The sequence below is a fragment of the Paractinoplanes atraurantiacus genome (genome assembly GCF_900215205.1).
In the GTDB taxonomy this organism is placed as follows: Bacteria; Actinomycetota; Actinomycetes; order Mycobacteriales; family Micromonosporaceae; genus Actinoplanes; species Actinoplanes atraurantiacus.
This window is the reverse complement of the sequence record NZ_OBDY01000058.1, coordinates 1-19,319: the sequence shown is the minus strand read 5'-3', so window position 1 is coordinate 19,319 and position 19,319 is coordinate 1. Positions and strand designations below refer to the sequence as shown.

19 protein-coding genes are annotated in these 19,319 nt (G+C 69.0%); 14 read left to right on the top strand and 5 right to left on the bottom strand.

Annotation, left to right across the window (positions count from 1 at the left end):
* A partial coding sequence (locus CRP55_RS50865) for a transposase domain-containing protein (RefSeq protein WP_179855719.1) occupies positions 1-271 on the bottom strand: 271 nt, incomplete at its 3' end.
* A gap of 294 nt (positions 272-565) precedes the next feature.
* Here CRP55_RS50865 and CRP55_RS52670 point away from each other — a divergent pair.
* The 4 genes from CRP55_RS52670 (at position 566) to CRP55_RS50850 (ending at position 3,759) form a co-directional block, all read left to right on the top strand.
* The gene (locus CRP55_RS52670) at positions 566-883 is read left to right on the top strand and encodes a hypothetical protein (RefSeq protein WP_143235558.1); all 318 of its coding nucleotides are present in this window, start codon (positions 566-568) and stop codon (positions 881-883) included.
* Between the two features lie 140 nt (positions 884-1,023).
* Positions 1,024-1,461, top strand: coding sequence for an MmcQ/YjbR family DNA-binding protein (locus CRP55_RS50860; protein WP_097329331.1), 438 nt, complete (start codon positions 1,024-1,026; stop codon positions 1,459-1,461).
* 40 nt (positions 1,462-1,501) lie between these two features.
* On the top strand, positions 1,502-2,320 hold the full coding sequence (locus CRP55_RS50855) for an SAM-dependent methyltransferase (RefSeq protein WP_097329330.1): 819 nt from the start codon (positions 1,502-1,504) through the stop codon (positions 2,318-2,320).
* A gap of 14 nt (positions 2,321-2,334) precedes the next feature.
* On the top strand, positions 2,335-3,759 hold the full coding sequence (locus CRP55_RS50850) for a pyridoxal phosphate-dependent decarboxylase family protein (protein WP_097329329.1): 1,425 nt from the start codon (positions 2,335-2,337) through the stop codon (positions 3,757-3,759).
* On the opposite strand, the gene CRP55_RS50845 is transcribed toward CRP55_RS50850, so the two are convergent.
* Complete coding sequence (locus CRP55_RS50845; protein WP_097329328.1) at positions 3,707-5,587, bottom strand: Na+/H+ antiporter NhaA; 1,881 nt, start codon at positions 5,585-5,587, stop codon at positions 3,707-3,709. The two genes, CRP55_RS50850 and CRP55_RS50845, sit on opposite strands and share 53 nt — an antisense overlap.
* Positions 5,588-5,655: 68 nt before the next feature.
* On the opposite strand from CRP55_RS50845, the gene CRP55_RS50840 reads away from it, so the two are divergent.
* Positions 5,656-6,549: an ion transporter gene (locus tag CRP55_RS50840; protein WP_245924026.1), complete on the top strand. Its 894-nt coding sequence runs from the start codon at positions 5,656-5,658 to the stop codon at positions 6,547-6,549.
* Positions 6,479-7,918 carry a Gfo/Idh/MocA family protein gene (locus tag CRP55_RS54235; RefSeq protein WP_218855221.1) on the top strand — a complete coding sequence of 480 codons (1,440 nt, stop codon included), beginning with the start codon at positions 6,479-6,481 and terminating at the stop codon, positions 7,916-7,918. The genes CRP55_RS50840 and CRP55_RS54235 overlap by 71 nt, the downstream gene beginning before the upstream one ends.
* Here the strand turns inward: CRP55_RS54235 and CRP55_RS50830 are convergent.
* Entirely contained in the window at positions 7,877-8,311 is a 435-nt protein-coding gene (locus CRP55_RS50830) for a MarR family winged helix-turn-helix transcriptional regulator (protein WP_245924025.1), read from the bottom strand. The two genes, CRP55_RS54235 and CRP55_RS50830, sit on opposite strands and share 42 nt — an antisense overlap.
* A gap of 68 nt (positions 8,312-8,379) precedes the next feature.
* Here CRP55_RS50830 and CRP55_RS50825 point away from each other — a divergent pair, with 68 nt between their 5' ends.
* From CRP55_RS50825 to CRP55_RS50805, 5 genes are all read left to right on the top strand, one after another.
* On the top strand, positions 8,380-8,805 hold the full coding sequence (locus tag CRP55_RS50825) for a winged helix DNA-binding protein (RefSeq protein ID WP_097329326.1): 426 nt from the start codon (positions 8,380-8,382) through the stop codon (positions 8,803-8,805).
* 76 nt (positions 8,806-8,881) lie between these two features.
* Positions 8,882-10,051: a UDP-N-acetylglucosamine--N-acetylmuramyl-(pentapeptide) pyrophosphoryl-undecaprenol N-acetylglucosamine transferase gene (locus CRP55_RS50820; RefSeq protein ID WP_097329325.1), complete on the top strand. Its 1,170-nt coding sequence runs from the start codon at positions 8,882-8,884 to the stop codon at positions 10,049-10,051.
* 29 nt (positions 10,052-10,080) lie between these two features.
* Positions 10,081-10,503 (top strand): VOC family protein, encoded by a 423-nt coding sequence (locus CRP55_RS50815; protein ID WP_097329324.1) that lies wholly within the window; start codon positions 10,081-10,083, stop codon positions 10,501-10,503.
* Positions 10,504-10,512: 9 nt separating this feature from the next.
* Positions 10,513-11,073: a GNAT family N-acetyltransferase gene (locus tag CRP55_RS50810; RefSeq protein WP_097329323.1), complete on the top strand. Its 561-nt coding sequence runs from the start codon at positions 10,513-10,515 to the stop codon at positions 11,071-11,073.
* Positions 11,074-11,143: 70 nt separating this feature from the next.
* The gene (locus CRP55_RS50805; RefSeq protein WP_097329322.1) at positions 11,144-12,172 is read left to right on the top strand and encodes a hypothetical protein; all 1,029 of its coding nucleotides are present in this window, start codon (positions 11,144-11,146) and stop codon (positions 12,170-12,172) included.
* Between the two features lie 224 nt (positions 12,173-12,396).
* Here CRP55_RS50805 and CRP55_RS50800 read toward each other — a convergent pair whose 3' ends face one another.
* Positions 12,397-12,810, bottom strand: coding sequence for a hypothetical protein (locus CRP55_RS50800; protein ID WP_097329321.1), 414 nt, complete (start codon positions 12,808-12,810; stop codon positions 12,397-12,399).
* 177 nt (positions 12,811-12,987) lie between these two features.
* On the opposite strand from CRP55_RS50800, the gene CRP55_RS50795 reads away from it, so the two are divergent.
* Together CRP55_RS50795 and CRP55_RS50790 are read left to right on the top strand one after the other, a co-directional pair.
* Positions 12,988-15,327 carry an alpha-amylase family glycosyl hydrolase gene (locus CRP55_RS50795; RefSeq protein ID WP_097329320.1) on the top strand — a complete coding sequence of 780 codons (2,340 nt, stop codon included), beginning with the start codon at positions 12,988-12,990 and terminating at the stop codon, positions 15,325-15,327.
* Between the two features lie 11 nt (positions 15,328-15,338).
* Positions 15,339-17,096, top strand: a complete 1,758-nt coding sequence (locus tag CRP55_RS50790; protein ID WP_245924024.1) for a carbohydrate-binding module family 20 domain-containing protein — start codon at positions 15,339-15,341, stop codon at positions 17,094-17,096.
* On the opposite strand, the gene CRP55_RS50785 is transcribed toward CRP55_RS50790, so the two are convergent.
* Positions 17,077-18,159, bottom strand: a complete 1,083-nt coding sequence (locus CRP55_RS50785; RefSeq protein ID WP_179855718.1) for a diguanylate cyclase domain-containing protein — start codon at positions 18,157-18,159, stop codon at positions 17,077-17,079. The genes CRP55_RS50790 and CRP55_RS50785 overlap by 20 nt on opposite strands.
* Positions 18,160-18,277: 118 nt before the next feature.
* On the opposite strand from CRP55_RS50785, the gene CRP55_RS50780 reads away from it, so the two are divergent.
* Positions 18,278-18,673, top strand: a complete 396-nt coding sequence (locus CRP55_RS50780) for an MmcQ/YjbR family DNA-binding protein (protein WP_097329332.1) — start codon at positions 18,278-18,280, stop codon at positions 18,671-18,673.
* Positions 18,674-19,319 lie beyond the last annotated feature (646 nt).

Below are 19,319 nucleotides of genomic sequence, written 5' to 3'. Positions count from 1 at the left end.
TCTCGTCCGGGCCGGCCCCGGACCAGCCCAGCCCGTCGATCAACTGCCGCAGCACTTCCTCGTAACCATGCTCACGCCACAACCACATCGCCAGGGTGAAATACACCGTCAACCGGGCCGGCAACGACCGTTTCCGCAGCTCACGAGCCTTCGCCTGGTCGATGACCGCATCCACCAACTCCGGCGGGAACGTCTTAGTCAACACCCCGATAGCCACCCGGTCAGGCAACCTGTCCCGCGCCGCCTTGACCACCCTCGTCGCCCCAGCCACGACCAGAGATCATAGACAACATTGGACTAAAGAAGCGCCATTGCGTTTAAGTCCCCACCGGCGCCGCTCCGCACAATCGCGCCGGAACTCCACCATTTCCGGCGCATGACTGGGCACCCCTGACCAATCCCGCCAAGAAGCAATTTGCGACCTAGAAAAGAATCCCATCTGCGCCATTAATCATTATCCCGCACCCCGGAGATCGAGAGCAAAGAGTAGATCATGCCAATCGCAAAAGAGCAGCATCCAGTTGATTAAGCGCGATAACGCATTTCGGCAGTGACGATATTCGAAGTGCGCGTCGTGGAGTGCGGCTGTGAGGATCATCGGGATGATGGGGCTGTGCCGAAGCGGTTTTCACCGGCCGGTCAGCATGGCGAAGCCGCGTTCGCCCTGCCGGTGCGGGAGCCGATTCACGGCGGGGTGGGCGACGGCGAGGGGTCTGCCGTCGGTGGGCCGCCGGGTCGGAGTCGTGATGCGGTGACCTGCGCCGTCGTAGCCGGCGTCGGCGCGCGCGGGCAGGAGTTCAATGCCGGCGTCGAAGTCGCGGCGCCGAGCCGGGCGGTGTCCTCGGCCTTGCGGAACCAGATCAGAATCGTCAGCGCCTGGTAGTTGCAGGCCATCAGGGCTCGTGTCCGGCGGCGCGTCCCGAGCCGAGCGGCGGGTCGTTGCCGGCGCTTCAGGGGAAGTCGGGCCTGGGGATCGCAGCGCGGCGTCAGCCGGGCAGGGTGTGGTTGGTTGGTTACGGTGGGGTGGTCACGCAGGATCAGGGTCGGGCGGCTCGGGTTGAGGATGTGCATGCGCTGGCGCTGGGGATGCCGCATGTGACCGTGGAGCACGGGAGCGGTGACAACCCGGTCTACCAGGTGGGGCGGAAGTCGTTTGTCTTCTTCAGGAATCCGCGGCCGGACGCCTTCGATCCGGAGACCGGGGAGCGCTATGCGGACGTCATCGTCTTCTGGGTCGAGTCGGAGGCGGACAAGCAGGCCCTCGTTCAGGACGAGGCGTCGCCCTTCTTCACCACCTCGCACTTCGACGGGCATCCGTCGGTGCTGGTGCGGGCCGGCCGGATCGGTGAACTGACCGTCAGGGAAGTGGCCGAGCTGGTGCAGGACGCATGGCTGTCGCGGGCCTCGGCTCGGCGGGCGGCGGCCTGGCTGAGCGCGCACCCGCCGCGCGCCGGCTCTTGATATCGTCTGGTGTCCACCATGGACGGATGAAGGGCACCCGATGGACGAAACGCAGGCCCGCGCCGCCAACCTCGACACGAGCGTGGCGCATCCCGCGAGGCGGTACAACTACTGGCTCGGTGGCAAGGACAACTTCGCGGCCGACCGGGAGTCGGGGGACCTGCTGGAGAAGGCGGTGCCGACGATCCGGGTTCTCGCCGTCGAAAACCGGAAGTTCCTGCAACGGGCGGTGCGGTTCCTGGCCGGTGAGGCCGGGATCGACCAGTTCCTCGACATCGGGACGGGGCTGCCCACCGCTGACAACACCCACGAGGTGGCGCAGCGGCTCAACCCGGCCAGCCGGGTCGTGTACGTCGACAACGACCCGATGGTGATGGCCCACGCGAGGGCGCTGCTGACCAGCACGCCCGAGGGGCGGTCGGCCTACATCGAGGAAGACCTGCGCAACCCGGAGCGGATCCTGGGCAACCCGGCGGTGGCCGGCACGCTCGATCTGAACCGGCCGGTGGGGCTCATGCTGATCGCTGTCCTGCACTTCGTCGAGGACTACGACGAGGCCCGCAGCGTCGTGCGGCGCCTGGTCGACGCGTTGCCGTCGGGCAGCTACGTGGCCGCCACCAACATCACGTACGACTTCCTCACTCCGGAGGAGCTGGCGGCCGCGGCCGCCATGTTCGGGGATCGCAAGCCGGACGCGTTCGCCCGTACGCGCAAGGAGTTCGAAGGCTTTTTCGACGGGCTGCGATGGGTCGAGCCCGGCGTTTCCGCGGTGAGCGAGTGGCGGTCCGATCTGCCCCCGGATGAGCGGGTCAGCCCACGGGCGGCCGGAATGTACGCTGCCGTGGCGGTCAAACCGTAGGCATACTGCAAGGCATGGCTGATCCGCTGGATGATCCCGGTCTCGCCGCCTCGCTCGACCGGGTCCGGGCCGCGGCCGGCGACTACCTCGCGTCGCTCGGCGGGCGGCCCGTGCAGGACGTGGCCGCCCTGAAGATGCTCGAGGAGCTCGACGGCGTGCTGCCCGACACCGGGCCGGGCGCCGAGGCCGTCATCGAGCGGCTGCTGCGCATCGGCACGGCGACCGCGACCGCCTCGTCGGGGCCGCGCTTCTTCCACTTCGTCACCGGGGGCGTGACGCCGGCGGCGCTGGCCGCCGACTGGACCGCCTCGCTGCTCGACCAAAACTCGTTCTCCAGGGTGTCGTCGCCGTTCGCGCATGAGGTCGAGACGGTCGCCATCGCCTGGCTGCGCGACCTGTTCAACCTGCCCGCCTCGTGGGGTGGTGCCCTGGTCGCCAGCGCCACCTTCGCCAACTTCACGTCGCTGTCCTGCGCCACCCACTGGTGGGCCGGCAAGCACGGGGTCGACGTGGCCCGCGACGGGCTGACCGGGCTGCCGCGGATGCCCGTGCTCTCGGGCGGCTACGTGCACGCGAGCGCCCGCAAGGCGCTGCAGATGCTCGGGCATGGGCGGGATTCGGTCGAGGTCTACGCGGCGGACGCGGTCGGGCGGGCCGACCTGCCGGCGATCGGGCGGCGGCTGGCGGAGATCGACGGGCCGGCCGTGCTGATCGCCAACGCGGGTGAGGTCAACGCGGGCGACTTCGACCCGATCGCCGAGCTGGCCGGCCTGGCCGAGGAGCACGGGGCCTGGCTGCACGTGGACGGGGCTTTCGGCCTGTTCGCGGCGCTGTCCCCGAGGACCGATCATCTCGTACGGGGCATCGAGCGCGCCGACTCGATCGCCGCCGACGGGCACAAGTGGCTCAACGTCCCGTACGAAAGCGGCTTTGCTCTGATCAAAGAACCGGCGCGACTCGGGGCGGCCTTCGGCATGCCGGGGGCGCCTTATCTGCCCGGACCGGGCGATCCGAACAGCGGTTTCGCGCTGCTGGGCCCGGAGTCGTCGCGGCGGGCGCGCTCGCTGCCGATCTGGGCGTCCCTGGCCGCGTACGGCCGAGATGGTTATCGCGCCATGGTCGAGCGCCACCTCGACCTCGCCCAGTACCTCGGCCGCAAGATCGACGAGGCGCCGGAGCTGGAGCGGCTCGCGGACGTCCAACTGTCGATCGTCTGTTTCCGGGCTGTCGGAGACGACGCGCTCAACCGCGCCCTCGGCGCCGCGATCATCGCGGATGGCCGGGTGTACGCGGGCACGACCGTCTACGGCGGCCAGGTCGCCCTGCGCCCGGCCATCGTGAACTGGCGTACCACCGAGGCCGACATCGACTTCTTCGTCGACGTCGTCAGACAGCTGACCGCTTCGACGCGATCTTCGCCCGGACCCGGGCCAGCTTGATCGCCTTCTTGAGCGTCTCCACGTCGTACGACCCGTAATGCCGTTGGCCGTTGACGAAGAACGTCGGAGTGCCGGCGACGCCGCTGAGGTCGGCCGACTCGACGTTCGCGGTGATCCGGTCGGTGCACTCGTCGCGCATCATGTCCTCGTGGAAGCGGTCCTGGTCGAGGCCGATCTCGCCCGCGTAGCCGATCAGGTCGGCGATGCGCAGGTGATCCTGGCGGCTCAGCAGCAGGTCGTGCATCTCCCAGAATTTGCCCTGCAACCCGGCCGCCTCGGCCGCCTGGGCCGCGATCTGCGCCTGCGGGTGCACGTCGGTCAGCGGCAGATGCCGCCACACGTAGCGCAGGTCGTCGTCGGTCATCAGCTCCCGCACGATCGGCTCGGCCTGGCCGCAGTACGGGCATTGGAAGTCGCCGTACTCGACCAGCGTGACCGTCGCGTCCGCCGGGCCCCGCACGTGGTCGCGTTCCTCATCGACCTCGGGGATCAGGTCGATGATGTCGTCGGAGTCGCCGAGCAGCAGCACCGCCCGGCGCGGCCGCGACTGCATGCTGGTGATCCGGAAGACCAGCCACGTGACCAGCGTCGAGCCCACCCCGGCCAGCAGCACACCCAGCTTGGCCTCGGCCAGGTCGTCGCCCTCGAAGGCCAGGTTGGCGATCAGGAACGACACGGTGAAGCCGATACCGGCGATGGTGCCGGTGCCCAGCACCGACGACCAGCCGACCGAGGGCCGCACGGCGCCCTTGGTCACCCACGTGATCAGCGCGGAGACACCCGTGATGGCGACCGGCTTGCCCACCACGTACGCCACGATGACGCCCAGCGTGACCGGCGACGTGAGCGCGCGCCCGAGGAAGCCGGCGTCGATCGCGATGCCGGCGTTGGCCAGGCCGAACAGCGGCACGATCAGATAATTGGTCCAGCCCGACCAGGTGCGCTGGAGCCGATCGTTCCAGGACAGCGTGCTGACCAGCCCGAACCGCGCATACCGCGCCAGCTCGGGGGTCGGCTGCTCGCGGAAGGAGCGGAAGAGGTCGCTGGCCTCCTGCAAAGCCTCACGGGCCGGGGTGTACGCGGCCGCGGTGAGACCCAGGATCAGGCCGGACACCACCGGGTCGATGCCGCTCTCGAGCATCGCCACCCAGAAGGCCACGCCGAACGGGACGTACGCGAAACCGCTCCTGATCTTCAGCCGCACCAGCACGAACGTGAAGGCGTAGAAGAGCGCCGCGAACGCCAGCGGCATCAGCCGGATGTCCTCGGTGTAGGCGACCGCGATGACGATCAGCGCCACCACGTCGTCGACGACCGAGACGGTCACGAGGAAAAGCCGCGCCTGTACGGGCACATTGCGGCCGACAAGAGCAAGCAGCCCCAGCGCCAGGGCGGTGTCGGTGGACATGGCGACACCCCAGCCGCCGGCCGTGTGCTCGCCCGCGTTGAAGGCCAGGAAGATGCCGACCGGCAGGGCCATGCCGGTGATGCCGGCCGCGGCGGGCAGGATGAACCGCCGCCGGTCCCGCAGGTCGCCCAGGTCGAACTCGCGCCGCGCCTCCAGGCCGACGACCAGGAAGAAGATCGTCATGAGGCCGCTGTTGACCCACTCGCGCAGGGTCAGGTGGATGCCGTCGCCGCCGAGGTCGATGCTCAGATCGGTCGCCCAGAACCGCTCGTAGCTGCCGTCGGCGACGTTGGCCCAGATGAGCGCGACGGCGATGGCCGCCAGGAGCACGCCGGCGCTGCCGGCCTCGGTGCTCAGGAACTGGCGCAGCGGGGTCGCTACCCGGCCTCTCCAGGGCGTGCTGGCGGTTTCGTCGCTCACGCGATAGACCCAATCACGGACCGGGCTCGGTCGCCACGATGTGTGATCAGCGCCGTACCGTGCACCGGATGAAGTCCCGTGCCGCCCGCATCGCCTCGTCCCGCGCCTTCGAGATCTTCATCGTCGTGATGATCGGTCTGAATGCCTTGCTCCTGTGCGTCGAGACCTATCCGTACCCCCAATTCCTTTCGCCGTGGCTGCATGGCTTGGAATGGTTTTTCCGGATTGTCTTCGTCGTCGAGATCGCCCTGCGAATCACGGCGTCGGGCCGGGACTTCTGGCGGCACGGCTGGAACATCTTCGACTTCGTGGTGATCGCCGCGGTCTTCATCCCCGGCCTGCACGGCGACTCGGCCGCGCTGCGCGTCATCCGGATCGCCCGGGTGGTCCGGCTGGTGCGTTTCTCGCCCGGCCTGCGGACCATCGTGGCCGCGCTGCTGCGCAGCTTGCCGGGGGTCGGCGGTTTTCTCGCGCTGGCGATGGTGACGTTTTATGTGTACGGGATGGCAGGCTGGCTGATCTTCGGAACCACCTATCCCGACGAGTACGGCACGATCGGCCGCGCGGTGCTGACCCTGTTCGTGCTGTTGTCGCTGGAGACGCTGCCCGGCCTCATCGAGGACGGCCTGGCGGTGTCGCCGTGGACGCTGGTGTACTACGTCAGTTACGTGCTGATCACGGTCAATCTCTTGCTGAACATCCTCATCGCGGTCATCGTGAACTCGATGGAGGAGGCCCGCCGCCTGGAGATGACATCGTCCCTGGGCCGCGACGACGACCGCGACGGGGTGCCCGACGAGATCGACCGGATCCTGGTCAGTCAGCGCCTGGACGACCTGCGCGAGCTGATCGCCTCCTTGGAGAAGGACCTGCGCATAGACAGGGGCCCGGATGACCAGAGTGCGGTGGGGCTTGCTGGGGGCGGGCGCGATGGGACGGGAAGCGCTCTCAGCAGCCGCTGACTCCTCCCGTGCGGTTTTCACGGCGGTGGCCAGCCGCTCGCCCGCCAAGGCGCGAGCCTTCGCCGACGCCACCGGCGTGGAGCACAGCTTCGGCTCCTACGCCGACTTGCTGGCCTCAGATGTCGTCGACGCGGTCTACATCGCCTTGCCCGTCTCCCTGCACACCGAGTGGACAATTGCCGCATTGCGCGCGGGAAAGCACGTCTTGTGCGAGAAGCCCTTCGCCCTGTCCGCCGCCGAGGCCGCCGCCTGCTTCGACGCCGCAGACGGCACGCCGGCCAGTCGCTCCGGCAGGGCCGACCCGTCCGACGCCGCCGGGCCATTGCGTGCGGACACCTCCGCTGGCGGGACATTTCGTGCGGATACCTCCGCCGCCGGGCCATTGCGTGCGGACACCCCCGCTGGCGGGCCACTTCGTGCGGATGCCGGTGCGCCGCGCTGGGCGGCGGCGCCCTCCTCGACCTCCGCCGCCGGGCCATTGCCCGCGGGCGCCTCTGCTGCCGCTGTGCCCGGAACGCTTGCCGCGGCCGGTGCCGCACGCGCCGAGGCGGAGTCCGAGGCGTCCGGTGTGGTGGGGAGGCTCGTCTGCGCCGAGGGGTTCATGTATCGGCATCACCCGCAGACCGCGCTGGCCCGCTCGCTGGTCGCTTCCGGTGCGATCGGCTCGGTCGCGTTCATCAGATCCGCTCTGACCGTCAGCGTCCCGCCGGACGACATCCGCCGGTCGGTCGCCCTCGGCGGCGGCGCCCTCCTCGACCTCGGGTGCTACTGCGTCAGCGCGACCCGGTTGTTCGGCGGGCCACCGATAAACGTTAGTGCGACTTACATCCCCGACGGCCCGGGCGGCGTTGATCTCCGGGTCGCGGCCACACTGACCTTGGCCGACGGGGTGCTGGCCCAGTTCGACGTGGGACTCGACCTGCCCCGCCGCGACGAACTGGAGGTGGTCGGCACCGAGGGCCGCCTGGTTATCCCCGACCCGTGGTTGTGCCGAGCGGGCTACGTGGAACTCACTCACGGCGACATCACCGAGCGCCGCTTCGCCGACTCACCTTCAGGCACCCACGGCGCCAGCACCTCCGACCTACCTTCAGGCACTCACGACGACGCCAGCTCCTACGACCTACCTTCAGGCACTCGCGACGACGCCAGCTCCTACGACCTACCTTCAGGCACTCGCGACGACGCCAGCTCCTACGACCTACCTTCAGGCACTCACGACGCCAGCACCTCCGATGCCTATCGGTTCGAGTTCGATGCCGTCTCGGCGGCGATTCTCGGTGGGGCGCCGCTTGAGTTCGGGCGGGACGATGCTGTGGAGCAAGCCTCAGTGCTCTCGGCTGTCCGGGCCGCCTACCTTGGCCAGTAGTGTCACTAACTGATCCCTTTCGGCGCGGGTCAGCTCGGCGAAGACCTCGTCCTGGACGCTGCGCAGGAGCAGGTCGAGCTTGACGAGCTTGCGGCGGCCGGCCGCGGTCAGGGTGACCACGTTGCGCCGGCGGTCGGCGGGGTCGGGGGAGCGCTCGACCAGCGCGCGGTCGGCCAGCTCGTTGACGACGGCGACGATGTCGCTGCGGTAGATGCCGGTGGCGCGGCTCAGCTCGGCCTGGCTCGCCGGCCCGCTCTCGTCGAGCGCGGCCAGCACGGCGTAGTGCCACTTGCGGGAGCCGGCCCCGGCCAGCCGCTCGTTGACCACCCGGTCCGAGCGCATGGCGGCCATCGACAGTGCCCGCGTCGTCAGATTCTCCAGCCGCTCGCTCACGCCGGCCAGTTTACACAACCCGTTAGTCGGTCTAACGTTAGGGCCACTAACGAATATCGGAGGTAGTCATGACCATCGCTTTCGGCCCGCAGCTGATCGGCCGTACGGAGAAGTCCCTCAACGCCCTCCTGCTCCGCGAGCTGGCCGGCACGGGCGTGACCGAGCCCCAGTGGGTCGCCCTGACCTTGACCATCGTCTCCCCGGGCGACCTCGCCCCGATTGAGCAGGCCCTCAAAGTCGGCGAGCCCGAGGCCCGTCGGCAGCTCGACGGCCTCGCCTCGCTGGGCCTGGTCGACCCCGCCACCATCGAGGCGACCCCCGAGGGCCGGGCTCTCTGGCAGCGGATCCGGGCCACCACCACCGAGATCGCCGCCGACCTGTTCAGCGACCTGCCGGAAGCGGATCTCCTCGCGGCCGGCCGGGTCCTCAACACCGCCCTGACCCGGGCGGACGCCATGTTCGCGGCCGGCCTGAGCCGGTCGCCCGAGGCGTAGCGGTGATCCGCTCGAGGGTGCATCGATAGACTGCCTCGATCTCGGCCGGTATTGCGATCTTCGGAGTGGTTTAGGCATGTCCCTCTACAGCACCCAGCGCCTGCACGCGTTCCGCATGATCGTCACTGGCGGTGGTACGGGTGGTCACACCTACCCGGCGCTGACCACGGTCAACACGCTTCAGGCCCGCCTGGCCGAGACCGGCACCGCGCCCGAGCTGCTCTGGGTCGGTGTCGCCGACGGGCTCGAAGCGAAGATTGCCGTACGCAACGAGATCCCCTTCAAAGCGGTCACCACCGGCAAGGTGCGGCGCTCGTTCAAGCCCCGCGACCTGGCCCGCAACTTCGTCGACCTCTTCCGCATCCCGCTCGGGATCATCCAGGCGGCGCTGACCGTGGCCCGCGTGCGGCCGTCGGTGGTGTTCAGCACGGGCGGGTTCGTGTCGGTGCCGATCGGGCTGGCGGCGGCGCTGTTCCGGGTGCCCCTGGTCATGCACGAGCAGACGCTGAGCCTCGGCCTGGCCAACCGGCTGCTGGCCCGGGTCGCCACCCGAGTGCTGCTCAGCCACGAGGCCTCCCTCGAACACCTGCCGGCCCGCGCGCGCAGCCGTGCGGTCGTGACCGGCAATCCGATCCGGCCCGCGGTGCTCAACGGAAACCCGGAGAAAGGGATTGCGGCGTACGGGCTGGACCCGTCCCTTCCTCTCATCCTGGTGACCGGCGGCGCGACCGGGGCCCGGCAGATCAACCAGATGCTGACCGGAGCGCTGCCCCGGCTGCTGGAGCACTGCCAGATCGTGCACCAGTGCGGCAGCCACGGCCTCGACGAGATGCGGCAGGTCGCGGCCGGGCTGCCGGAGTGGATGGCCCACCGCTACCGCGTCGTCGACTTCATCCACGACGAGCTGCCCGACCTGCTCGCCGCGGCCGCCGTCGTCGTCGCGCGCAGCGGGGCCGGCACCGTCGCCGAGCTCACCGCGCTCGGCAAGGCCAGCGTGCTCGTCCCGTACCCGTACTCGGCGGGTGACGAGCAGCGCGTCACCGCCCGCCACCTCGCGGAGGCGGGCGCCGCCGCGACACTCGACGGCGAGCAGGCCAACCCGGAGAATCTGTACGCCGTGCTGGGCGGTCTGCTCTCCGACCCGTACCGCCGCAATCAAATGGCGCAAGCCGCGGCCGCGCATGGCCGGCCGGACGCCGGCGCGCGCGTCGTCACCGAGATCCTGTCGACCGCCGCGGCCGGCTAGCCCGATCCACCGACCTTGGGAGCCGTCGCATGACCACCCGGCCCGCTGTGCACCTGGCCATTCCGGTCGACGACCTGGCCGCCGCCCGCGCCTTCTACGGCACCGTGCTCGGCCTGCCCGAGGGGCGCTCGTCCGACCACTGGATCGACTGGAACCTGCACGGCCACCAGCTGGTCACGCACGTGGTGCCCGGCCCGGTCCGCCCGGCCGGCGACAGCGAGGTCGACGGCCACGACGTTCCCATCCCGCATTTCGGGCTGCTGCTCGGCGCCGACGAGTTCCACGACCTGGCCGAACGGTTGCGCGCCGCCGGCACGGAGTTCCTGATCGAGCCGTACCTGCGCTTCCCGGGCCGGCCGGGGGAGCAGTGGACCATGTTCTTCCGTGACCCGGCCGGCAACGCCCTGGAGTTCAAGTCCTTCCAGGACGAGTCGCAAGTCTTCGCCCGGTAGGGTCGGGCGATGCCCGAACTGGAGCGGCTGCACGCCGATCATGCCCCCGCGGTTCTGGCCTTCGAGCTGGCCAACCGCGCCTACTTCGCGGCCTCGGTCTCCGACCGCGGCGACGACTACTTCGACCGGTTCGCCGAGGGATACGCCGCGCTGCTGGCCGAACAGGAGACCGGCGCCTGCGCCTTCTACGTGCTCGTCGCCGCCGACGGCCCGGTGCTCGGCCGCTCCAACCTCTACGACATCGAGGACCACAGCGCGGTGCTCGGCCGCTTCAACCTCTACGACATCGAGGACGACAGCGCGGTGCTCGGCTACCGGGTCGCGCAGCACGTCGCCGGCCGGGGCGTGGCCACGGCGGCCGTCCGTGATCTGTGCCAGTTGGCGGCGGCCGAGCTGGGCCTGCGCACGCTGCGCGCGGCGACCTCCGCGCAGAACATCGCCTCCCGAAAGGTGCTGATCAAGGCCGGTTTCGCCGAGGCCGGCCCGGCCGACCCGGCCCACCTCGGCGGCAAGCCGGGCACCTGGTACCAGCGCGAGTTGGCGCTTCAGCCCGCGAGGCCTTCTGCCTGATCTCTGAACCGCAACGCCGGCGCGGCCCGTATCCCTGGGCGACGCCGTTGGCCGCAGCGAGGAGACGACGATGGACGGTCCGACCGACAGCTATCCGTTGTTGTCGGGGGCGGCCGGGTACGCCTACTGGGAGGAAACCTCCGTGGCGGGCGGGGAGGAAGAGCCTCCGACCGAAGAGTTTCCCCTGGTCCCGCTGACAGAGTCCGCTCTGGACGGGACGGCGATGGCGGCGCTGCCCGTCCAGCGGCGCCGCGGCCGGCCGAAGGTGGTGGTCGCGGCGCTCGGCGCCGTCATCCTCCTCGGCGTCGGCGCGGTCGTCGCGGCCGCTTCGATCGGTTCCTCGCCACCGGACACCGCGCCATCCGCGGGCAGCGCGGCGGATGCCCGCGGTCGCGGGCCCGAGGGCGGCCCGGCGGCTCAGGGTCGCCCGGGTGGTGAGGGCAGCTTGGCGGCTGGGGGTGGCACGGCTGATGGGGGCGGTCCGGCCTTCGTCGCGGGTGCCTTCGACCTTGCGAGCAGCGTGGGCGAGCTCAACCTCACGCTGGGCCGGCCGGGGGTAGGCCCGGTCCAGGTCAGCAGCCCGCCCGGAAGCGGTCTCGCCCCGGCCGTCGCCGTGGAGGGCACCACCATCCGGCTCACCACCGCGCCCACCGGCGTCGCCGGGACCGGGAAGGTCGACGTGGTGCTCGACGCCCGGATCGCCTGGACCATCCGGATGAGCGCGGGCGTGCGGGCCGCGACATTCGAGCTGGGCGGCGGCACTGTGCGCGAGGTCGACCTCGGCGGCGGCGCGGACACTGTGCAGCTGGCGCTTCCGGGTGGCGACCGGGTGCTGCCGGTTCGGATGTCCGGCGGGGTGCGGGAGTGGAGCATCGTCACCGAGGGCGAGGTGCCGGTGCGGGTCGTGGCAAGGTCCGGCGCCGGCGAGGTGACCCTCTACGGGCGGCGCCAGGAGGGCATCGCCCGCGACACGACACTGACGGCCGGGGACGGGCCGGCGCCGGAGGCACCCACAGCTTCCGGGGACGGGCCAGGTCTGGACGTGACCGCCGCAGCCGGATTCGGGTCGCTGACGGTAAGCCCCTCAGCCGGCCGGTGACCTCCGACCGGTCCGCCCTCGCGCCCCGCGAGCTGCCGTTAGTCAGCCCATCAGCCGTGCCGCCGGTCCGACCTCGTGCCCGCGGTTTCCGGTAGCCAGCCCATCAGTCGGCCCGTGAGCTGCTGCCGGTCCGCCGTCGCGTCCCGTGAGCAGCCGGTAGTTAGTTCATCAGTCGGCCCGTGAGCTGCTGCCGGTTCGTCCTCGCACCCCTGCGAGCCCGGTAGTCAGTCCATCAGCCAGCCGGTGACCTGCTGGGCGGCGGGGGTCAGGGAGACGGTGATCGTCAGGAGGGCGGCCGCGGCGCCGGCGATCAGGGTGATGAACAAAGCGCGGTGGCCGCGGGCGTAGCCGGTCACGAACATTGCCGCGGAGACGATCAGGCTCAGGCCGGCGACCACGGGGGCCATCGGGGCGGTCAGCGTGATCCAGGTGGCCCACGGCCAGCCGGCCCAGATGTCGGCCTCGGCGGTGTAGACGTCGTCGCGGGACGGCAGGTACCAGTGGCCGGCGAACGACGCGGCGTGCCGCAGTGTGACGTAGGCGCACAGCGCGTACCAGGCGGCGTACCCGAGCTGCGCCCCGGCCACGGCCCAGCCGAGGTTTCGGTCGCGGAGGTGGGTGCGCGCCGCCATGGTCATCGCCGCATCGTAACGGGCTGCACCAACTTGCAACATGTCGGAAACTCTTCCAAAACCTGCAAGCGCTTGCTAGCGTCCGTTCCAATGTGAACACCGGATTACGGCTCTGTCACCGCTTCCTCCGCAGGTGATGGGCCGAAAAGGAGTCACGTCCCTCAATCGAAAGATCGGAAAGCCATGCCCCGATGGTTGGTCACGATCCTGCTCGCTCCGCTGCTGGTGGCCCCGCACCAAGCAGCAGCCGCCGTCACGGCCACGGTCTACTACAAGCCGTCCGCGGCCTGGAGCACCGTCAACATCCACTACGCGCCCAGTGGCGGCGCCTGGACCGCCGTGCCGGGCGTGGCGATGGGCGCCGCCGAGTGTGCCGGCTGGTACCGCAAGGACCTCGACCTCGGCAGCGCCACCGGTCTTCAGATCACGTTCAACAACGGCCAGGGCGCCTGGGACAACAACAACGGCCGCAACTACAGCACCGGCGCCGGTACGGTCACGATCAGCGGCGGCGTAGTCGGCAGTACAAGTCCCTGCGTGACGACGCCGACGACCCCCGCTCCGACCACGCCGCCGCCGGCCGGGACGACGGGCCAGATGCTCGGCGGTGACCCCCGCAAGGACAGCATCTACTTCGTCATGACCGCGCGGTTCGCCGACGGCTACGCGGCCAACAACCGCGGCGGCAGCCAGCACGTGACCTCCGGTAACGCCGCCAACAACGACCCGATGTTCCGCGGCGACTTCCAGGGGCTGATCAACAAGCTCGACTACATCAAGGGCCTCGGCTTCTCCGCCATCTGGATCACCCCGGTCGTCACCAACCGGTCCGACTACGACTTCCACGGCTATCACGGCTGGGACTTCTACCGGGTCGATCCGCGCCTCGAATCGCCCGGCGCGACCTATCAGGAACTCATCGACAAGGCACACGCCAAGGGCCTCAAGATCTACCAGGACGTCGTCTACAACCACACGTCGCGATGGGGCGCGAAGAACCTGTTCGTGCCCAAGGTCTGGGGCGCCAAGGACGGCCAATGGGATTGGCTCTACAGCACCAAACAGGACGGCCAGGAATACAACCCGCTCGAGGAGACCAATGGCCGCCCCTACAACGGCGACCTCTGGGAGACCGCCGAGCCCGCCGGCAACACCTGCCGCAACTGGGGAACGCCGACCGGCCAGAAGAGCCCCGAGGGCTACACGATTCACAACTGCCAATGGCCGTCACCGACCTCGGGCATGTTCCCGTCGAGTCTCTACCACCAGTGCTGGATCGGGAACTGGGAGGGCGAGGACGCGCGCTCGTGCTGGCTGGCCGACGACCTGGCCGACCTCAACACCGAGAACACGACCGTCCAGAACTTCCTGATCGACGTCTACAACCGCTACATCGAGATGGGCGTCGACGGTTTCCGCATCGACACCGCCGTGCACATCCCGCGCGTCACCTGGAACCGGCGCTTCCTTCCGGCGATCCAGAGCAAACTGCTTTCCAAGTACGGCTCGGAGCGCGCCCAGGACTTCTACGTCTTCGGCGAGGTCGCGGCCTTTGTGAACGACAAGTGGAACCGCGGCTCGGTGAACCACTCGGCCCAGTTCTTCACCTGGAAGGAGCGCCGGGACTACAGCGCCGACGACACGCTGGCCGCCCGGGAGCAGTTCGACTACGAGCAGCAGCAGGGCACCGGCAACCAGCCGACCAGCGGCAACGCCTTCCTGAACGGCAACCTCTACCACGCTCCGGATCACACGAAATTCTCCGGCATGAACATCATCGACATGCGCATGCACATGAACTTCGGTGACGCGCCGAACGCTTTCTGGAACGGCAAGGACTCCGACGACTCGGTGAACGACGCGACCTACAACACGGTCTATGTCGACTCGCACGACTACGGGCCGAACAAGTCGTCGACCAGGTACGCCGGCGGCACCGATGCGTGGGCCGAGAACATGGCGCTGATGTGGACGTTCCGCGGCATTCCGACGCTGTACTACGGCTCGGAGATCGAGTTCCAGGCCGGTCAGCGGATCGACTGCGGCCCGACCTGCCCGCTGGCCACGACCGGGCGCGCCTATTACGGCGACCACGTCGCCGGCTCGGTGACCGCCGCCGATTTCGGCGTGGTCAGCAGCGCCAGCGGCCAGGTCGCCACCACTTTGTCGAAGCCTCTGGTCAAGCACGTGCAACGGCTCAACCAGATCCGGCGCGCCATTCCGGCCTTGCAGATGGGCCAGTACTCGACCGAGGGAGTCAGCGGTGGCATGGCCTTCAAGCGCCGCTACACCTCGGGCGCCGTGGACAGCTTCGCTCTGGTCACGCTGTCGGGCGGAGCGACTTTCACCGGCGTACCCAATGGAACTTATGTCGATGCCGTGACCGGTGAATCCCGCAACGTCACCAACGGAAGTCTGACCGCCGATGCCGGTAGCAAGGGAAACGCCCGCGTCTTCGTCCTCTCGCTGCCCGGAAACCCGGCCCCCGGCAAGGTCGGCACGGACGGCGCCTACCTGAAATGAAAGGAGAACCGGTGAGAAGAAACGTTTCCGTTCTCGCGTTGCTCGCGGTCCTGATGACCCTGTTGATCGCGGGGCGACCGGAACACGCCGACGCCAAGGCGGACGCGAATCCCGGCCCGCGCGACGTCATCGTGCACCTCTTCGAGTGGCCGTGGGCGTCGATCGCGTCCGAGTGCACAAACGTGCTCGGGCCGAAGGGCTTCGGCGGCGTGCAGGTGTCGCCGCCGCAGGAACACGTGGTGCTGCCCGGATCGGGTTACCCGTGGTGGCAGGACTACCAGCCGGTCAGCTACCAGCTGGTGTCCCGGCGCGGCGACCGGGCCGCTTTCGCGAACATGGTCAGCACATGCCACGCGGCCGGCGTGAAGATCTACGTCGACGCGATCCTCAACCACATGGCCGGCGGCGCCTCGACCGGCACCGGGACGGCCGGCTCCACCTACAGCCACTACGCCTACCCGGCGGTGCCGTACGGTAACGACGACTTCCATCACTGCGGGCGTAACGGCAACGACGACATCGCCAACTGGGGTGACCGGTGGGAGATCCAGAACTGTGAGCTGGTGGATCTCTCCGACCTCAAGACGGAGTCCAGTTATGTGCGGGGCAAGCTCGTCGCGTACCTCAATGATCTGATCGGCCTGGGTGTCGACGGTTTCCGCGTCGACGCGGCCAAGCACGTGCCGGTGGCCGACCTCCAGGCGATCTACGGGCAGCTCAACGGCAACCCGTACATCTTCCAGGAGACGATCGAGGGCGGCGCCGGCGAGCCCAGCCCGTCGGAGTACACGGGCATCGGCGACGTGACCGAGTTCCGCTACGGCGACGTGGTGGGCAACGCCTTCCGTGACGGCAACTTGCAGAACCTGCAAAACGTGCCCGGGCAGATGCTGCTCGGCAGCGGCGACGCTGTCGCCTTCATCGACAACCACGACACGCAGCGCAACGGCCGGGCGAAACTGACCTACAAGGACGGCACGAACTACGCGCTGGCCGAGGCGTTCATGCTGGCCTATCCGTACGGCACGCCGTCGGTGATGAGCAGCTTCACCTTCAGCAACCCGGAGGCGGGCCCGCCCGCGTCGTCGAACGGCACGACCACGGCGGTGAGCTGCGGAAACGGCTGGGCTTGCGAGCACCGTACGCGGACCACGGCCAACCTGGTCGGCTTCCACAACGCGGCCGCGGGCACGTCGGTGACCAACTGGTGGTCCAACGGCGGCAACCAGATCGCGTTCGGGCGCGGCGCGGCCGCGTACGCCGTCTTCAACCGTGGCGGCTCGCTGAGCCGGACCTTCCAGACGTCGCTGCCGGCGGGCACCTACTGCGACGTCGCGAACGGCGACGTCAGCGGGACGACGTGTTCGGGAACGGCTTACACGGTCGACGCGAGCGGCCAGTTCACCGCGACCGTGCCCGCTAACGGCATGCTCGCGTTGCACGTGAACGCCCGTACATCCGGCGGTGGAAGTTCTTGCACGACCGTCGCCGTCACTTTCGCCGCCAACGCCACCACGGTGTGGGGAGAGAACGTGTTCGTCCTGGGTAATCGCAACGAGCTGGGCAATTGGAACACGAGCGGCGGGGTCGCGCTCTCCTCGGCGACCTATCCGGTGTGGCGCGGCACGGTGAATCTGCCGCCGAACACCAGCGTCGAGTACAAGTACGTCAAGAAGAACGGCTCGGCCGTCACCTGGGAGGGCGGCACCAACCGGGTCATCAACACCGGTTCGGCCTGCTCACTGACGGTCAACGATAGTTGGCGCTAGTCACCCGGCGGTGCCGCTGCTTCGTCCGGTACATGTCCGCGTCGGCCGCGGCTGACAACTGGGCGAAGTCGCCGGAACCGTAGGCGTGACCGATGCTGGCACCCACCTGTCGAGGCCCGATCCGGGTCTCGACAGGTGCGGCCAGGGCGACATGCATGCGGTCGGCCAGGTTGTTCAGCGCCGACGCCACGTCCTCGCCCGTCACCACGACGACGAATTCGTCTCCGCCCGTACGGGCGAGCAGGTCACCCGGGCGCACGATCTTGCGCATCCGCTCGGCCAGCACCCGCAACACCAGGTCGCCGCTGTCGTGCCCACCCAAGTCGTTGATCATCTTGAAGTCGTCCAGGTCGATCACGAGGACGCCCATCTCGGCCCCGCGGACCTCCTCGGTGAACATCCGCAGCAGCGTCCGGTTGGCCAGCCCGGTCAGCGGGTCGTGGGTGGCCGCGTGATGCAGCTGCGCCCGCTTCTCCTCGAGCTCGTGATGCAGCCGCGCATGCTGCACGGCGATCGCCGCGTGCTGGGCGAAGAGCTCCAACATCTCCCTCTGTACGAGCCCCGGCCGGCGCCCGCCCGTCGGCAGGTCCACGCTGAGCACCCCGACGAGCTCCCCGTCGGGCGCGTAGAGCGGCGCGAACAGGCAATCCTCCGGATGCCACCCCTCGGGCTCGTCCGGCACCGGGATGTCCGGGGTCCACACCGTCATCGTGCCGGGCATCTCGTGCTTGTGGTCGATGAAGAACAGCGACCCCCACTGCTCGCCCTTGCCGAACAGCTCCTGCCACTGCTCCAGCGTCGAGGTCGTCCCGAGCAGCTCCCGGCGGATCTCCTCGGTGCCCTCGACCGACACCACGGCGAAATCCCCGTCGAGCTGCAACAGGTTGACCACGGCGACCTCGAACCCGGACGCCTTGGTGACCCCGTGCACCACCGCGTCCATGGTGCGGGTCAGGTCGAGGCTGGCGTGCACCGCCTTGCTGACCTCGTGCAACGTCCGCAGGCCCTCGAGCTGGGCCAGAGCATCGGACAGTTGCGACGACAGGTCCTCGATGCTGGTCAACACCCGCCTCCTAGGCCCGCCCTCGCCGTCGCCCTCGCCCGCCGCCTTCGCCGCCGCCCGAGTCTGAGATCTTAACGGCTGGATCGCCCGAAGGCCCGACCTGTGCTCAACTGTCAAGATGGCGCATCCCATCATGTTCGACGACGCGGACCCGTTGCTGGCCCGCATCCGAGCGGTGGCGCTCGCCTTCCCCGACGCCGCCGAGAAGATCTCCCACGGCCACCCCGCCTTCTACACGACAAAGGTCTTCGCCTACTACGGAGGATCGATAAAAATCGATGATGAGTACGTCGCCCACCCGCACTCCCTGATAGTCCTGACCGAGCCCGGCGAACGCGAGGCCCTGCTCGACAACCCGGACGCGTACGTGCCGGCCTACCTGGGCCCGTCCGGCTGGGTCGGCATCGACCTGACCCCGCGCACCGACTGGGCCGAGATAGCCGAGCTCCTGGACGCCAGCTACCGCCTCACCGCCGGCAAACGCCGGATCGCCACCCTCGACGCCGGCCGTTAGGGCTGCGGCCGTGCCTTCCGCCGCCAGTTGCGCTCAGACGCCGACGTCATCGACGGCTTCAGGGGCTGGTCGGTCCAGGTGATCCGTGACCAGCGACAGAAGCGGCTCGACATCACTATGCCGTCCGACCGGCTGGCCCAGGCCGGTCCTGGATCGGGTACGAGCGGCGCGGGCGCAACATGGCGCCCGACCTGGAGCCTCGGATCTGCGGACCCGAGCGGCAATGGACTCCCACAAGGTCATGTCCGCGAGGCCAGCCCAGCAAAGCGAGCAGCGGAGGCCAACAATTACGAGCGGTGAGATTTGCCTCCCGGCCGACGCCCGGATTTGCCGAGTTGAGTGCATCCGATCGCGCCGAGATGTTCGCTGTTATCAGTGCGAAACGGCGCCACGCGGTCAGGTGGGCCCGTGGATCCGATATTAGTGTCGGTCCGTTTGTTTTGGCTGTCTCTGCGGGTGGGTTGACGCCGTCGCGGAATACTTGCCGCTGCGTCGTGGGAATGGTCGCGACAGGAGGCCGGAAACCTGTTTTCGTGTTGCCCGGTGGTTGCGGTTGGGGTGGCTGGATCGGGTTGTCATGTCCCGGCGGGGAGGGGTGTGTGGCATGGCGTGGTGCGCCGCCGGGTGTGTGGTTGAGGTCCGCCCG

Bases quoted from the DNA above. Each gene is read 5' to 3' on its own strand.
- CRP55_RS54235 (WP_218855221.1), top strand. From the start codon at position 6,479: ATGACCAGAGTGCGGTGGGGCTTGCTGGGGGCGGGCGCGATGGGACGG.
- CRP55_RS50780 (WP_097329332.1), top strand. From the start codon at position 18,278: ATGGCGCATCCCATCATGTTCGACGACGCGGACCCGTTGCTGGCCCGC.
- CRP55_RS50850 (WP_097329329.1), top strand. From the start codon at position 2,335: ATGGCTGATCCGCTGGATGATCCCGGTCTCGCCGCCTCGCTCGACCGG.
- CRP55_RS50820 (WP_097329325.1), top strand. From the start codon at position 8,882: ATGTCCCTCTACAGCACCCAGCGCCTGCACGCGTTCCGCATGATCGTC.
- CRP55_RS50800 (WP_097329321.1), bottom strand. From the start codon at position 12,810: ATGACCATGGCGGCGCGCACCCACCTCCGCGACCGAAACCTCGGCTGG.
- CRP55_RS50810 (WP_097329323.1), top strand. From the start codon at position 10,513: ATGCCCGAACTGGAGCGGCTGCACGCCGATCATGCCCCCGCGGTTCTG.
- CRP55_RS50805 (WP_097329322.1), top strand. From the start codon at position 11,144: ATGGACGGTCCGACCGACAGCTATCCGTTGTTGTCGGGGGCGGCCGGG.
- CRP55_RS50815 (WP_097329324.1), top strand. From the start codon at position 10,081: ATGACCACCCGGCCCGCTGTGCACCTGGCCATTCCGGTCGACGACCTG.
- CRP55_RS50840 (WP_245924026.1), top strand. From the start codon at position 5,656: ATGAAGTCCCGTGCCGCCCGCATCGCCTCGTCCCGCGCCTTCGAGATC.
- CRP55_RS50795 (WP_097329320.1), top strand. From the start codon at position 12,988: ATGCCCCGATGGTTGGTCACGATCCTGCTCGCTCCGCTGCTGGTGGCC.
- CRP55_RS50855 (WP_097329330.1), top strand. From the start codon at position 1,502: ATGGACGAAACGCAGGCCCGCGCCGCCAACCTCGACACGAGCGTGGCG.
- CRP55_RS50825 (WP_097329326.1), top strand. From the start codon at position 8,380: ATGACCATCGCTTTCGGCCCGCAGCTGATCGGCCGTACGGAGAAGTCC.